Genomic DNA, 15336 nt, shown 5'->3' with positions numbered 1-15336 from the left:
GCACGGCGATCTTGAGGGTGTCGCGGCCGCCGGCGGCGCGGGCCAGGCCCCGGCCCGCGGCGGTGAGCCCGCCGGCGACCGCGAGTGCTTGGTCGGGACTGACGCGTCCCGACGGGATGGGCCGCTCGGGGCGCTCGACGGCGTCGAGCTCGCGATCGGCCCAGTCGTTGAGCGCCATCCCGGCCCAGTAGAAGGATGCCGAGGAAAGCGGAAGAAGCAAACGCCGCCCGCGCAACGGCCTACCGGCGGCGGCGGCCCCGGCGACGGTGTCACCGATGACGGTCAACGCGGCGGGCGCCCGCACAAGCTGCAGATACGCCTTCACGACGACGCCCCAGCACCCAGTTGATCATCGTCGCCGCCGGTACCCAGCCCCCACCCTGTCCCGGGGGCGTCCCGCCTTGCCAGCGTATCGGCTGGGGGTGACGTTGGCGGGTTGTTACCGGTCGGTTGTGGATAGCTCGCCTCGCTGTGGACAAGTCCCTTGGCCCATGTCGTGAGCAGGTCCGTCTGCTGTGCGAGGCGGTGCTCGTCGGTGGCCACGGGGTCCTTGAAGAAGAACGCCAGCGCCGCCAGCGGGCCCGACTGCCCGTCCGCGTGCGCGGCCGCCGTCAGGCGGGCCAGGTCCAGGACCAGCGGCGCGGCCAGCGACGAGTCGAGGCCGGTCCACGTGAACTGCAGGTTCATCCGCGCGCCGAGGAAACCCTCGAACGACACGTGGTCCCATGCCGTCTTCTGCTCGCCCATGTCGGGCACGTTGTCGATGTGCAGCGGCGCGGTCACGCCCTCGCCGAGTAGCGCGGCGAGGCCGCGTGCCTTCGACTCCAGCTTTCCGGCCGCCTGCACCGGGTCGGCCAGGTTGGCGCCGTCGCCGCCGCCGAGCAGGTTCGTGCCCGCCCACGAGCGGACCCGCAGCGCACGTGCGGTGAACATCGGCGCGAGGACGGTCCGCAGCAGCGTCTCGCCGGTCTTGCCGTCCGAGCCCGCGTACGGCAGGCGCAGCGACATGGCCATGTCGTGCAGCACCGGCAGCCGCATGCCCGGCGACGGGGTGAAGTCCACGAAGCCGCAGCCGGCCCGCAACGCGACGTAGGCCATCAGCGAACTGGGCGGCAGCACGGCCCGTGCGGGGTCCGCCAGCGCGGCTTCCAGCAGCGAGAGGTCCGAGTGTTCCGGCAGGGCCGGCACCGGCGGCTCGGTCGACGACACGTTCACCACGACCACCCGGTCCAGCCCGTGGGTGCTGCGGAACGCGGTGATGTCCTCGACCAGCCTGGCGACGGCGTCCTCCTGCGCACCCGTGTGGGTCGCCGGGTGGTAGCCGTCGCGGATGCGGGCGTCGACCGAGCGCAGTCCGGTCGCCGTGGCGGCCAGGACGCGGTGCGGGATCAGGCCCGCGTCGGCCAGTTGCTCAGCCCGCTTCTCGAGCGGTGTGTGGACGACGTCGTGGCCGCCGACGACGATGTCCTCCCACGCGGGCAGGGGCACCCCCGTGAACTCGGGGCGTTCCGTCACGCAGCCGACCGGCTCGACGAGCCTGGCCCGCAACGCGAGCAGTCCCACCACGGCCGTCGTGGCCACGGAGCCGCGCGCCCCGACCAGCCATAAACCCGTTCCCGCCATCCCGCGATTCCTTCCTCGAACGAAAAGCGTGACTCCGACCGAACCGGCGGCGCCGAGCCGCGCCGCCGGTCCACCGGCTGCCTCACCCGGTCATCGAGCGGCCCGAGGCAGCACCGCTACCCCTTCGATATCGTCGATGACCGCCTCGGCGTCGCGTTCCAGAACCGAGCGCACGTCCTGATCACCGACGAGCGTCTCGTCGATGGCCAGCCGCACGAACGTGCCGAGGAAACGCGCCGCCCTAGCGTCGTTCCCGCTCGCCTCGGCCTTGCGGACCTTGGTGAGCAGGCCGGACAGTTGCTGGTACGCCGACAGCGACAGCCGGCCGGTCGCGCGGAAGCGCGTCAGCAGCTGCCCGATGTCCCGCGTGGACGTGGTCGTCGCGAACGTCAGCGACTGCGACGTCACGTTCCCCGCGGTGTCGGTCGCCGCCACGGTGAACCCGTGCGTGCCGAGCGGCAGTTGGTACAGCGCGAACACACGGCCCGACGTGACCGTCTCCCCGTCCAGCGCACCGGTCACCGAGGCGACCCCGGACGTGGCGTCCTCCGCGTGCCACGACAGCACCACGTCGGCGGCGTCGCCGTAGATGTGCCCGTCGGCCACGCCCGCCACCATGAGCGTCGGCCGGGTGCCGTCGATCCTGATGGTCGCCGCCTTCTCGGCCTCGGAGTTCCCTGCCCGGTCGACCGCGTGGTAGAGCAGCGTGTGCTCGCCGTCGCCGGTCACGGTGACCGTGTCGGTGTAGCGGGTCCACTCGCCACCGTCGAGCTTGTACTCGACGAAGGCGACGCCCTGGCCATCGTCCGCCGCGGCCAGCGACACCGGGACGGTGCCCGGGTGCCAGCCGGTCGACGCGGGCGGGGCGAAGGTCGCGGTCGTGACCGGTGCGGTCTCGTCCACGATCTCCTTGACCTGGACGTTGCGGAACCAGACGTCGTCGCCGTTGCCGTGGTTCTGGATGCCGACGAACCCCTGTGTGAGGTCGCGGGCCGGGTCGGTGCTGGTGAAGTCGTTGATCAGCATCCCGTTGAGGTGGACCTTGATGGTCTGCCCCACCACGACCAGCTCGTAGGCGTTCCACTCACCCGGCGGGTTGAGCGCCGCGTCCCTGGCCGCGATGTCCGCGGCCTGGAACGTGTAGACCGAGCCGGTGGTCCGGTCCTCCGCGTCCGTGGCGTCGATCTGGATCTCGTAGCCCTGGTTGACCGCCACCCACGGGTCGTCGCCCGGGTCCGGGTAGCCGACGAAGACACCGGAGTTGTCGTCCCCGCCCATCTTCCAGTCCAGCTTCAGGCTGTAGGCGCCCAACTCCTCGTTGAAGGAGAGCAGGCCCATGCCGCCCGTGGAGAGGATCGTGCAGTCCTCCTGCTGGACGAACTCGCCCGGCCCGGACATCTTCCAGCCGTCCAGGCTCGCGGCCGTGCCGTCGTAGATGGCGCGGTAGCCCTCGTCCGGCGTGAACGGCGTGCACTCCTGCGGACCGGTCGGACCACCCGCGACGCCGTCGCCCCGCACCTGGATGTTGTCCACGTCGAAGCCGCCGGAGAACACCAGGTACAGCGAGCCGGTGCCGCCCGGGTCGGTGATCGGCGCGGGCGGGATGTCCACGTAGGTGTCCCAGCCACCCGTGCTTGCCACGTCCACCGTCTGCACCACCGGGCCGTCCACCGCGTTCTTGCGCACGGTGATCGTGCCGCCGGTGCCGCCGGAGGACACCCGGTAGCCGATCGCGTCGACCCCGGTCAGGTTGATCGGGTCGAACTTGATCCAGTCGCCTGCGTCGATGTAGCCGACGCGCTTGCCGCCGCTCGCACCATCGGCGTTGACGATCTGGACACCGTTGTGCTCGGTGAAGAACTCGGCCTGCTTCAGCTTGGGCTGCAGCACGATCTCGTCCGAGCCGGTCAGCGGCGGGACGGTGCCGGAGCCCGCGTCGGTGTAGCTCGCGTTGAGCACACCGAACACGTTGGCGTCCAGGCCGTGGCCCTCGTCGGCCGGTGTCACGATCTCGCCATCACAACCCGTGGCACGCGAGAGCGGGTGCCCGTGGTTGTCGTGGCCGAGGATGTACTCCACGGTCACCTTCGAGCAGTCGATCGTGCCGTCCTCCTGGTCGCTGACGGTGACCTTGAACGGCACGGTGTCGCCGTAGCCGAAGAAGCCGCCGTTCACCGGCAGGTCGAGCGTCACGGCCGGCTGGGTGTTGCCCGCCGTGATCACGACGCTCGCGGCGCCGGTCAGCCCGGTCTCGTCGGTCACCGACAGGTGCGCGGTGTACTGGCCGGGGGTCTCGTAGGTGTGCGAGACCGGGGTCTCCTCGGTGGAGTCCGTCGTGCCGTCCCCGTCGAAGTCCCACGCGTAGGTCAGCTCACCGCCGTCCGGGTCGGACGTGCCCGCCGGGTCGAACCGGACGGTCAGCGGCGCCGGGCCGGACGTCTTGTCCGCCGCCAGCCGCACGGCCGGGGTCCGGTTGCCCTTGGTGTAGTCGATCCGGTAGACCGCAGAGTCCTCGGAGCCGCCGAAGTAGCCGCTGCCGTAGTCCAGCACGTACAGCGAACCGTCCGGGCCGAACTCGAGGTTCATCGGCCTGGTCAGCGTCATCGAGTCGAAGAACGGCTCGATCGCGCCGCGCTCGCCGTCCGCGCCGACCTCGATCGTCTTGATCCAGCCTCGGTCCCACTCGTAGGCGAAGTTCTTGCCGTCGTAGAACTCGGGGAACTTCGTGACCGTTTCCAGGTCCGCGTCGTAGTGGTAGACCGGGCCGCCCATCGGCGACTCGCCACCGGTGCCGAACTCGGGCACGGAACCGCCGTCGTACGGGATCCACGCGGGCCGCACCGGCGGCAGGTCCACGAGACCCGTGTTGTGCGGGCTCTCGTTCTTCGGTGCCGCGCAGTCGAACGCCGCGCCGGAGGTGCCGGTCTCGAAGTCGTAGTCGATGAACGGCTGGTTGTCCCCGACGCAGAGCGGCCAGCCGTAGTTGCCCGGCTCCTTGATCAGGTTGAACTCGACGGTGCCCCCCGGGCCGCGTGCCGGGTCGGCCGCGCCGGCGTCCGGGCCGTAGTCACCGAGGTAGATCCAGCCGGTCGCCTTGTCCACGGCGAACCGAAACGGGTTGCGGAAGCCCATGGCGTAGATCTCGGGCCTGGTCTTCTCGGTGCCGGGGGCGAACAGGTTGCCGTCGGGGACCGTGTAGGACCCATCGTCGGCCACGGTGATCCGGACGATCTTGCCGCGCAGGTCGTTGGTGTTGGCCGACGACCGGCGGGCGTCGAACGCCGGGTTGCGGGTCGGGCGCTCGTCGATCGGGCTGTAGCCGTCGGAGGCGAACGGGTTGGTGTCGTCACCGGTGGACAGCAGCAGGTTGCCATGACCGTCGAAGTCGATCTCGCCACCGGCGTGGCAGCACAGGCCGCGGTCGGCCGGGATCCGCAGGATCTGCTGCTCGCTCGCGAGGTCGAGCGAGCCTTGTTCACTAAGCTCGAAGCGGGACAGCTGGTTGTGGCCCTTGAACGGCTCGAAGTCCGCAGCGGCCCCGTTCTCCGGTGCGTCACCGGCGGGGGTGTCGAGCGGCGGCGCGTAGTACAGGTACACCCAGCGGTTCGTGGCGAAGCCCGGGTCGATCGCGACGCCCTGCAGGCCGTCCTCGTCGTGGTTGTAGACGGGGAGCCGGCCCGCGAGCGTGGTCGTGGCCTCCGGGGTGGTCAGCCACACGCGACCGTCGCGGGAGGTGTGGATCACCTTGCGGTCCGGCAGTACGGCGAGCGCGATCGGCTCACCGGTGCTCGGCTCACCCTTCGCGAGGGTGATCTGGTCGAAGTCGGCGTCGACCGGCGGTTCGGCCGGACCGCCGCCGGGTGCGCAGTCGGCGGCCTCCAGGCCCGCCGCGTACCTGATCCCACCGGCCAGCGAGGCCAGGAACTCGGGCTCGGCGTAGGACTCCTGCGTGTGGCCGAGGCCCGTGTACCAGGACCGGCCCGACTCCTGCGCGTGACACCACATGATCGGGTGGTCACCCATGGCGTCGCCGCCAGGGTCGTAGCTGGACTCGTCCAGCGTGGCCAGCACCTTCACGCTCGCACGCGGGTTGGACCGGTAGTTGTACCACTCGTCGGTGCGGGTCCACTGGTCCGGCAGCGGCGCGGTCGACGGGTGGTCCCGCGCGGTGACGTCCACGGTGGCCTGTTGAATTTGCGGATGCGATTTGAAGTACGCGCCCACGAGGTCGCCGTACCAGGGCCAGTCGTACTCCGTGTCCGACGCGGCGTGCACGCCCGCATACCCGCCGCCACCGTCGACATAGCTCTCGAACGCGGTCTGCTGCTCGGCGTTCAGCACGTCGCCGGTCGTGGAAAGGAAGACGACCGCGGCGAATCGCGACAGGTTTTCCGAGGTGAACGCGGCCGCGTCCTCAGTGGCCTCGACGTGGAAGTCGTTCTGCTCACCGAGCGCCTGGATGGCGGCGATACCCGCGGGAATGGAGTCGTGGCGGAAGCCGGCGGTCTTCGAGAACACCAGGACGGATGTATCGTGCTGGGCCGAAGGGGCGCCAACGGGTTCGGCCGAAGCGACGCCGCCGATGGTAGTGAGCAATGCCACGCCGGCCACGGTGAATCGCGATGCGCGGCGTAGTCCCCGCCTCACCCCGGGTGGTTTAACCGCATTATTACTGTTGCTGTTCCCTCGCACTGGTAGTTTCTCCTTGTTCTCACCGATATGGGGACCGCGAGAAGGGGTTGTCACTCCTTTCCGTGATGCGGCGTCGCCTGACGTGCCGGTCGGGCGACGCCGCTTTTCTATGCGGACGTCAACGAGTGCCGAAAAGGTGCTCGAGTGCGAGTTGGTCCAATTTCTCCACGTGCGCACCGCGAGCGGCGGCCGCATCGATGTCGAGTTCCTCGGCGCGCAGGTCCGCGAGGCTCTCGCCGGCACCGAGGGTCGGCACCGACAGCTGGTCGACCCTGGCCGCGGCCAGGGCGTCGGTGACCTCCTGGTCGGCGCGGAACGCCCGCGCCTTCTCCGCGAAGATCAGGTAGTTGCGCATGCAGCCCCTGGCCGACTCCCACACACCGGACTCGTCCTCGATCCGGCCCGGCTTGAAGTCGAAGTGCCTCGGGCCCTCGTAGCCACCGCGCTCCAGCAGGTCGACCAGCAGGAACGCGGACTTCACGTCACCGTTGCCGAACCGCAGGTCCTGGTCGAAACGCGGACCGTTCTGGCCGTTCAGGTCGATGTGGAACAGCTTGCCGTGCCACAGCGCCTGCGCGTAGCCCTGGACGACGGACATGCCCGCCATCTGCTCGTGCCCGACCTCGGGGTTGAGGCCGACCCGGTCCGGCTCCTCCAGCTCGGAGATGAACGCGATCGCGTGCCCGATCGTCGGCAGGAAGATGTCGCCACGCGGCTCGTTGGGCTTGGGCTCCAGCGCGAACCGGATGTCGTAGCCCTGCTCCCGCACGTACGCGCACAGGATGTCGAGCGACTCCTTGTAGCGGTCGAGCGCGGCGCCGGTGTCCTTCGCCGCCGAGGACTCGGCGCCTTCGCGGCCGCCCCACAGCACGTAGGTCTTCGCACCCAGTTCGGCCGCGAGGTCCAGGTTGCGCAGGATCTTCTTCAGCGCGTACCGGCGGATGTCGCGGTCGTTCGCGGTGAGCGCGCCCTCCTTGAACACCGGGTGGGAGAACAGGTTGGTCGTCGCCATCGGCACGATAAGGCCGGTGGCGTCGAGCGCCTTGCGGAAGCTCGCGATCCGCGAGTCCCGGTCGGACTCCGACGAGCCGAACGGGATCAGGTCGTCGTCGTGGAACGTGACGCCGTACGCGCCGAGCTCCGCCAGCTTCTCCACCGCGTACGCGGGGTCCATCGGGGCACGGGTCGCGACCCCGAACGGGTCGACCCCCTGCCAGCCGATCGTCCACAACCCGAAGCTGAACCTGTGCTCAGGTCGTGGGGTGAAATCAGTGTTCATCGGATCGCTTCGCTCCTTCGCTCACGCGCCGTCTTCCCTCGTCGCGTGCTCGGCCCTCGTTCCTCGGGTCTGCGCGCGCTCCTCAGTCCAGACGGCGCCCGCTCCGTCGCTCCACCTGATCTCATGCCTGGATCTCCGTCCATGCCGAACCGTTCGCGGCGCTGCTCTCGACAGCACCGAGCACCCGCTGCACTTGTAGCCCGTCCGCGAAGGACGGTGCCGGGTCGATCCCAGTGTGGATCGCGCGCACGAAGTCCACGACCTCGTGGGTGAAGGTGTGCTCGTAGCCGAGGAGGTGCCCCGGCGGCCACCAGGCGCCGACGTACGGGTGCGTGTCCTCGGTGACCAGGATGCGGCGGAAGCCCGCCTCCTCCGCGCCGTTCGCGCCGTCGAAGAACCACAGCTCGTTCATCGACTCGAACTCGAACCGCAGCGACCCGAGCGAGCCGTTGATCTCGACGGACATGCCGTTCTTGCGGCCGAGCGCGAACCGGGTGGCCTCGTAGGTGGCGAGCGCGCCGTTCCCGAAACGGCCAAGGAACACGGCGGCGTCGTCGACGGTGACGTCGTCGACCTGCTCGCCGCTCTCGTCCGGCCGTTTGGTGACGAAGGTGTTCGTGATCGCGGAGACACCCGTGAGCAGGTCGCCCACGAGGTACTGCGTCGCGTCGACGATGTGCGCGCCGAGGTCGCCGAGCGCGCCGGAGCCCGCGGTCTCCTTGCGCAGCCGCCACGTCATCGGCGCGTTCTCGTCGGACAGCCAGTCCTGCAGGTACAGGGCGCGGACGTGCCGGATCTCGCCGAGGCGGCCTGCCTCGATGAGCTTGCGGGCATAGGCGATGGCGGGCACGCGGCGGTAGTTGAAGGCCACCATGGAGCGAACCCCCCGCTCCTTGGCGGCCTCCGCCGCGGCCGTCATCGCCTCCGCCTCCGCGACGGTGTTGGCGAGCGGCTTCTCGCACAGGACGTGCTTGCCTGCCTCAAGTGCCGCGATGGCGATCTCGCAGTGCGTGTCGCCCGGCGTGCAGACATCCACGATCTGCACGTCGGGCGAGCTGACCAGCTCACGCCAGTCGGTCTGCACGCTGGCCCACCCGAACTTCGCCGCGGCGGCTTTGGTGCGCGCGAGGTCACGCCCACCGAGCACGGCGAGTTCCGGTGTCACCGGCAGGTCGAAGAACCGGTGCGCGGTCCGCCACGCATGGGAGTGCACCGCTCCCATGAACGCGTGGCCGACCATGCCGACCCCGATCCGTCCCCCGCTGCCCTCTGTCATCTCACCCTCCGTCTGTGTCACAAGAAGAACGCCGTCACACCCGCTTCGTGGTCCCCGGGATCAGGAGAAGCCGACGTCCAAGTAGTCGTCGACGTTCTCCTTCGTGACCACGGCCGAGTAGGTCGTGATCGACGAGGGGATCTCGTGCTCCGCGAGGTCGCCCATGCCCTTGCCCTGGCCGAGCAGGCGGGCCAGCGAGACGGCGGACGACGCCATCGACGGGCTGTAGAGGACGGTCGCCTTCAGGACGGAGTCGTCGGCCTTGATGTGGTCCATCGCGGCCTTCGAACCCGCGCCGCCGACCATGATGAACTCGGTGCGGTTGGCCTCCTGGATGGCCGCCAGCACGCCGACCCCCTGGTCGTCGTCGTGGTTCCACAGCGCGTCGAGCTTCGGCGCGCCCTGCAGCAGGTTCGCGGTCTGCTTCTGACCGGTCTCCACCGTGAACTCGGCCGCGACCCGGGGCCCGACCTTGAGACCGGCCTTGGCGAGCGCGTCCTTGAAGCCCTTGCTGCGTTCCTGGGTCAGCGGCAGCGAGTCGATGCCCGCCACCTCGCCGATGATCGGGTTCGTGACGCCCTTCGCCTTCATCTGCTCGGCGATGTAGTTGCCCGCGTTGACACCCATGCGGTAGTTGTCGCCGCCGATCCAGGTGCGGTAGGCGAGCGGCGTGTCGAAGATGCGGTCCAGGTTGATCACCGGGATGCCCGCGTCCATGGCCTCCTGGCCGGTCGCGGTGAGTGCCTTGCCGTCGAACGGCAGGATCACGAGCACGTCGACCTTGTCGTTGAGCAGCGTCTCGACCTGTGCGATCTGCTGGTTGACGTCGTTCGTGCCCTCGGTGGCCTTGAACGTGACGTCCTCGAACGCCTCGGCCTGCGCCTGCGCGTTCTTGGTGATGGCCGCGATCCAGCCGTGGTCCGCGGCGGGCGCGGAGAAGCCGATGATGACCTGCTTGCCCTTCGCGGCGTTGTCACCACCGCCCTGCGCGACCTGCTGTGGCTGGTCCGCGCCGGACTCGTTGGAGGTGCAGCCGACGAGCACGGCGCTCGCGCCGAGTGCGCCTGCGCCGAAGAGGAACCGGCGGCGGGCCAGGGACGGGTCCATGGTCATGGGTACTCCCTTGTACTGGTGGTCTGTGGGTGTCGGGTTTTCGTTGCAGGTCTTCAGGTTTTCGCGGTCTTGCGGGTACGTGCGCTTGCGGTCTGCAACAGCACGGCGGCCACGATGATCACGCCTTTCGCGATGTTCTGTGTGGCGGTGTCGAGGTTGTTCTGGGTGAAGATGCTGTTCACCACGGTGAAGATCAGCCCGCCGATGAGGGTGCCGATCAGGGTGCCGCGCCCACCGGAGAGCAGCGTGCCGCCGATGACGACCGCCGCGATGGCGTCCAGCTCGTAGAACATGCCGTTGGTCGAGGAACCCGATGTGGTGCGGGCGACGACCATGACCGCGGCGATGCCGCAGCACAGGCCGGCGATGCCGTAGACCAACGCGGTGTGCAGCTTGACGTTGATGCCCGCCAGGCGCGCGGCCTCCGCGTTGCCGCCGACGGCGAACGTGCGGCGCCCGAACGTGGTGCGGTTCAGCAGCACCCAGCCGACCGCGTACACGATGGCGAGCATCCAGATCAGCGCCGGGATGCCGAGGAAGTCGCCGCGGAAGAAGTCCAGGTAGGCCTGCTCGGACACGGTCTGGGTCTGCCGCCCGGACAGGCGCTCGGCCAGACCGCGCGCGGACGCGTACATGGCGAGCGTCGCGATGAACGGCACGATCTTGCCGTAAGCGATCAGCACACCGTTGATCAGACCGGCGCCGAGGCCGACGACCAGCGCGCAGATCACCATCACGAACGGGCCGTACTCCTGCGTGGCCAGCGTCGTCATCCACACGCTCGCGAGCGCCACCATCGAGCCGACCGAAAGGTCGATGCCGCCCGAGATGATCACGAACGTCATGCCGACGCTCACCACGCCGATCGCGGCGGCGAGCCGCAGCATGATGGAGATGTTGCTCTCGCCGAGGAACGTCTCCGGGCTGAGGATGTAGCCGACCGCGCACAGCGCGGCGAGCACGCCGATGAGGATCATCAGCCGGATGTCCATGCGCAGCCCGCTCGGCGTGCGCACACCCTTGGTCGGCCCGGTCTGGACCGGCTCCGGCTCCTCCACAGTGGACGGAGTCTGTTCACTCACGCCGCTCATGTCATGACCTCGCTACCTTCCATCACCATGTCCAAAATGGCTGCCTCCGTCAGCTCACCGGCCGGTGCCTCCGTGAGCATCCGGCCCTCCCTCATGACGAGCACGCGGTCGGACAGCCCGAGCACCTCCGGCACCTCGCTGGAGACCAGCACCACCGCGACACCGGTCGCGGCGAGCTCGTTGATCAGCCGGTACAGCTCGGCTCTGGCGCCGACGTCCACACCGCGGGTCGGCTCGTCCAGCAGCAGCACCTTCGTGTCCCGCACCAGCCAGCGCGCGACCACCGCCTTCTGCTGGTTGCCGCCCGACAGCGTGCGGACGTCGCGGCGCGGGTCGGCCGGGCGCAGGTCAAGCCGCTCCAGCGTGGCGCGGGAGTCACGCAGTTCCTTGCGGCGGTCGGTGAACCCGGCCCTGCTGTACGCGGGCAGGCTCGCCAGCGTCACGTTGTTCGCCACCGACTGGTCCAGGAGCAGGCCCTGGCTCTTGCGCTCCTCCGGCGCGAGCCCGATCCCGGCCGCGACCGCGGCGGTGACACTGCCCGGCCGCAGGCGCTTCCCGTTCACCCACACCGCGCCGGAGTCGGATTTGCGCGCCCCGTAGACGGTTTCGAGCACCTCGCTGCGCCCGGCGCCGACCAGCCCGGCGATGCCCACGATCTCACCGGCCCGCACGGTGAAGCTGACGTCGGCGAACTCGCTGCCCCGGGTGAGGTGCTCGACCCGCAGCACCTCGTTGTCTTCGTCCACGGTGCTCACCTCGCGGCGCGGGAACACCGTCTCGACCATGCGGCCGGACATCAGGTTCACGAGCTCGGAGGTCGGGGTGTCCGCGGGCAGGTTCGCCCCGACCGTGCGTCCGTCCTTGAGCACGGTGACCCGGTCACCGATGCGGCGGATCTCGTCGAGGCGGTGGGAGATGTAGACGACCGCGACGCCGTCGTCGGTGAGGTCCTCGACCACCCGGAACAGGTTGTCGACCTCGTCGGCCGCGAGTGCCGCGGTCGGCTCGTCCATCACGATCAGCCGCGCGTCGTGCACGAGTGCCCGCGCCATCGACACCAGTTGCTGCCCGGCCGAGGACAGCAGGCCGACCTCGCGGTTCGCCGGGATCTCCGGGTGGCCGAGGCGGGTCATCAGCTCGCGCGCCTTGTTGCGGGCCGCGCGGCGGTTGCTGAAGCCGAACGTGGCGGGCTCGTGGCCGAGGAAGATGTTCTCCGCCACCGAGAGGCCCTCGACGAGGTCCAGCTCCTGGTACATGGTCGCGACGCCGAGCTTGAGCGCGGCGACCGGCGAGCCGAGCGTGGCGGGCTCGCCACGCCAGGTGATGAGGCCCTCGTCCGGCTGGTGCGCCCCCGCCAGCACCTTGATCAGCGTCGACTTGCCCGCACCGTTCTGCCCGAGCAGGCAGTGCACCTCACCGGCGCGGACCTCGAGGTCCACCCCGTCGAGAGCACGCACGCCGGGAAAGGTCTTGACGATGCCGGACATCGTCAGCAACACCTCGCCAGGATCACTCATGCCGGCGCCTCCTCGGGTTCTTCCTCGGTCTGGATGACGGGCACGACCGTCGGGTCCTCGAGCACCCGGCGCAGCGAGGCCAGCGCGCCGCCGGTGGTGGCCGCGGTGAAGCCGAGCCGCGAGCCGACGACCCTGGCGCCGCCCGCGCCTGGCGCGAGCACGTTGGCGACGACCTGGTTGCGGATCGGCTCGACGAGCCACTCTGGCAGCGCGGCGAAGTACCCGCCGAGCACCACAACGGCCGGGTTGAGCAGGTTCACCAGAAAGGAGACGCCGAGCCCGAGCGCCGTGCCGATCTGGTGGAGCGCGTCGAGCGTGCGCCGGTCCTGCTGCTCGGCGCGGGCACGGACCATGCGCATCCGCTGGTCGAGGTCGAGCGCGGGGTCGCGGATCGGGTCGTCGGGGTCGGCGCACGCGTGCAGCAGCGCCCCGAGCCCGACCTGCGTCTCCCAGCACCCGCGACGGCCGCAGGAACAGTAGGGACCGAGCGGGTCCATGGCCATGTGCCCGATCTCGCCCGCGAACCCGATCGAGCCGCGCACGAGGCGCCCGCCCGCGATCACCCCGCCGCCGATGCCGAAGTCGCCGGTCAGGTAGACGAGGTCCGCGACGTCCATCTCGGCCAGCTCGGCGAGCGCGGCGAGGTTCGCGTCGTTGTCGACGACGATCCGGTCCAGCGCCAGCCCGGTGCGCGCGGCGAGCCCGTCTGCGACGGCGACGTCCCGCCAGCGCAGCCGTGGCGAGAAGGTGACGATGCCCGCGGCGGTGTCGACCAGCCCCGGCACCGAGACGGTGACACCGACGGCGTTCTCGAGCCCGGCCATGGCCTCGGCGGCGAGCTGCGCGACCTGGTCGAGTGCCCGCTCCGGCCCCATGCCCGGCACGTCACACACGACGCGCCGCTGGAACAGGACCTGCCCACCGAGATCGGTGACGAACGCGCCGACGTGACCAACGTGCACGTCGAGCCCGACGCCGCACACACTGTCGGGCCGCAGGTCGACGAGCTGACCCGGCCTGCCCTGCCCGCCGGCGGACACCCCGGCGTCGTGGACGAGGCCGCGCGCGTCGAGGTCGGTGACGAGGCTCGAGACGGTTGCCTTGGACAGCCCCGACCGCACGGCCAGCTGCGCACGGGACAACGCACCGTGCTCGCGGAGGGTACGCACGAGCAGCGCGAGGTTCCCTCGGCGCAGACCAGCCTGATCTGCTGGGCGACTCTGGCCCACCGGTGCTCCACTTCGTTGAGTGCCCGATCGAAGACCGGTGCTCTAACTCACAATGAAGGGTGTCCCAGGGGTCTTGGATCTCGCAATACCCCATTTGGCCTAACATCCCGATCGATCTTTCGCGCAGTCTAGGCAAAAGTCGGGTCGAACCGGTTGGAAGTAGGGCCACGCAGATGCACGAGTGGTTGGTTCCGCTGACGGCCCGCCGCGCGGGCCGGGCGCGCAGCGCCCGGCCCGGTCAGGAGTGGAGGACAGACGCGGTGCTGAAAGGCGAGGCCCAGCGGCGAAGCCGACCTCACCCCGCGGGTGGCGGGGTCGAGGGTCAGTTCATCGGGGCGAAGGCGCGGTCGGTTGCCGACCACGCGGCGCCGGTCACGCCTGCCAGGTCGCCAAGTTCCGACAGCACGATCGGCAGGTTCCCCGTCGCCAGCGGCAGCGACCGCCGGTACACCGAGCTGCGGACCTCGGCCAGCAGCGGGTGGCCGAGCCGCGAAACGCCGCCGCCGATCACGACCATCCCCGGGTTCAGGAAGCTCACCAGCGACGCGACCACGTGCCCGAGCCGCCGCCCGCCCTCGCGGACCAGGTTCGCCGCCGCGAAGTCGCCCGCCACCGCCGCCTCGCCGACGTCCATCGCGTTGAGCCTGCCGTGCTCGTTCAGCTTCTCCGCGAGCATCGTCGACCGGCCGGACCGCGCCAGCGTCAGCGCGTCACGGGCCAGCGCCGCGCCACCGAAGTACGCCTCAAGGCAGCCGACCTCACCACACGCGCACGCGGGCCCGTAGTCGTCGAGCCGGATGTGCCCGATGTCGCCCGCCGTGCCCGCCACGCCCCGGTACACCTTGCCGCCGAGCACGATCCCGCAGCCGATACCGGTGCCGACCTTCACGAAGATGAGGTCGTCGAGCGACCGTGCCACCCCGGCGTGCCGCTCACCCAGCGCCATGACGTTCACGTCGTTGTCCACCGTGACCGGGCAGCCCCACTTGCCCGCCAGCTCGTCTCGCACGGGGTAGCGGTCCCAGCCGGGCATGATCGGCGGCGCCACCGGCATGCCGTCACGGAAGCTCACCGGACCCGGCAGGCCGATGCCGGCACCCATCAACCGGCCGGGCGCCTTCTCCAGCACCCGTTCCGCGAGGTCGACGACGCGGCCGAGCACCGGCGTCGGCCCGAGGCGGACCTCGCACTCCTCGCTCTGGCTCGCGAGCACCTCGCAACGGCCGTCGGTCACGGCAACGTTGACCGACGTCGCACCGACGTCGGCCGCGACGAAACGGAGGTCGTCGGCCAGGTGCACGAGCGTCGACCGGCGACCACCCCGGCTCGCGGCGGGCCCACCGATCTCGACGAGACCCGTGTCGACCAGCCTGGTCAGTTCGCCGGTCAGCTTCGCCCGGGGCAGGTCGAGCCGCTCACCCAGCGCCACCCGCGACATCGGGCCCTCGTCGCGGAGGAGCGCGAGCAGCCTCGACTGCTGCCTGGAGGACACCCTCGCCTGCTGTCCGGGGCTCGG

General features: G+C 70.1%; 10 protein-coding genes. All 10 read right to left on the bottom strand.

The window, feature by feature from the left end; translation table 11 throughout:
* The coding region (locus WBA97_RS11800) for a UbiA family prenyltransferase (protein WP_424230795.1) at positions 1-325 on the bottom strand (325 nt) is incomplete at its 3' end.
* Positions 322-1623, bottom strand: a complete 1302-nt coding sequence (locus tag WBA97_RS11795) for an inositol-3-phosphate synthase (protein WP_424230794.1) — start codon at positions 1621-1623, stop codon at positions 322-324. The genes WBA97_RS11795 and WBA97_RS11800, both read right to left, overlap by 4 nt.
* Before the next feature lie 90 nt (positions 1624-1713).
* Entirely contained in the window at positions 1714-6270 is a 4557-nt protein-coding gene (locus WBA97_RS11790) for a ThuA domain-containing protein (RefSeq protein WP_424230793.1), read from the bottom strand.
* A 163-nt stretch (positions 6271-6433) separates the two neighbouring features.
* Entirely contained in the window at positions 6434-7594 is a 1161-nt protein-coding gene (gene xylA, locus WBA97_RS11785; RefSeq protein ID WP_424230792.1) for a xylose isomerase, read from the bottom strand.
* Positions 7595-7715: 121 nt separating this feature from the next.
* Positions 7716-8870, bottom strand: a complete 1155-nt coding sequence (locus WBA97_RS11780) for a Gfo/Idh/MocA family protein (protein WP_424230791.1) — start codon at positions 8868-8870, stop codon at positions 7716-7718.
* A gap of 60 nt (positions 8871-8930) precedes the next feature.
* Entirely contained in the window at positions 8931-9983 is a 1053-nt protein-coding gene (locus WBA97_RS11775) for a substrate-binding domain-containing protein (RefSeq protein WP_424230790.1), read from the bottom strand.
* A gap of 53 nt (positions 9984-10036) precedes the next feature.
* Positions 10037-10975 carry an ABC transporter permease gene (locus tag WBA97_RS11770; protein WP_424230797.1) on the bottom strand — a complete coding sequence of 313 codons (939 nt, stop codon included), beginning with the start codon at positions 10973-10975 and terminating at the stop codon, positions 10037-10039.
* A gap of 95 nt (positions 10976-11070) precedes the next feature.
* Complete coding sequence (locus WBA97_RS11765; RefSeq protein ID WP_424230789.1) at positions 11071-12591, bottom strand: sugar ABC transporter ATP-binding protein; 1521 nt, start codon at positions 12589-12591, stop codon at positions 11071-11073.
* Positions 12588-13820, bottom strand: coding sequence for an ROK family protein (locus WBA97_RS11760; RefSeq protein ID WP_424230788.1), 1233 nt, complete (start codon positions 13818-13820; stop codon positions 12588-12590). Before WBA97_RS11760 ends, WBA97_RS11765 begins: the two co-directional genes overlap by 4 nt.
* 322 nt (positions 13821-14142) lie before the next feature.
* The gene (locus tag WBA97_RS11755) at positions 14143-15258 is read right to left on the bottom strand and encodes an ROK family transcriptional regulator (RefSeq protein WP_424230796.1); all 1116 of its coding nucleotides are present in this window, start codon (positions 15256-15258) and stop codon (positions 14143-14145) included.
* Positions 15259-15336: the final 78 nt, after the last annotated feature.

Origin of the sequence: Actinophytocola sp., assembly GCF_049647105.1 — a bacterium.
In the GTDB taxonomy this organism is placed as follows: domain Bacteria; phylum Actinomycetota; class Actinomycetes; order Mycobacteriales; family Pseudonocardiaceae; genus Actinophytocola.
Note: the sequence above shows the minus strand (reverse complement) of the source record. Positions and strands in the feature narration are given on the sequence as shown.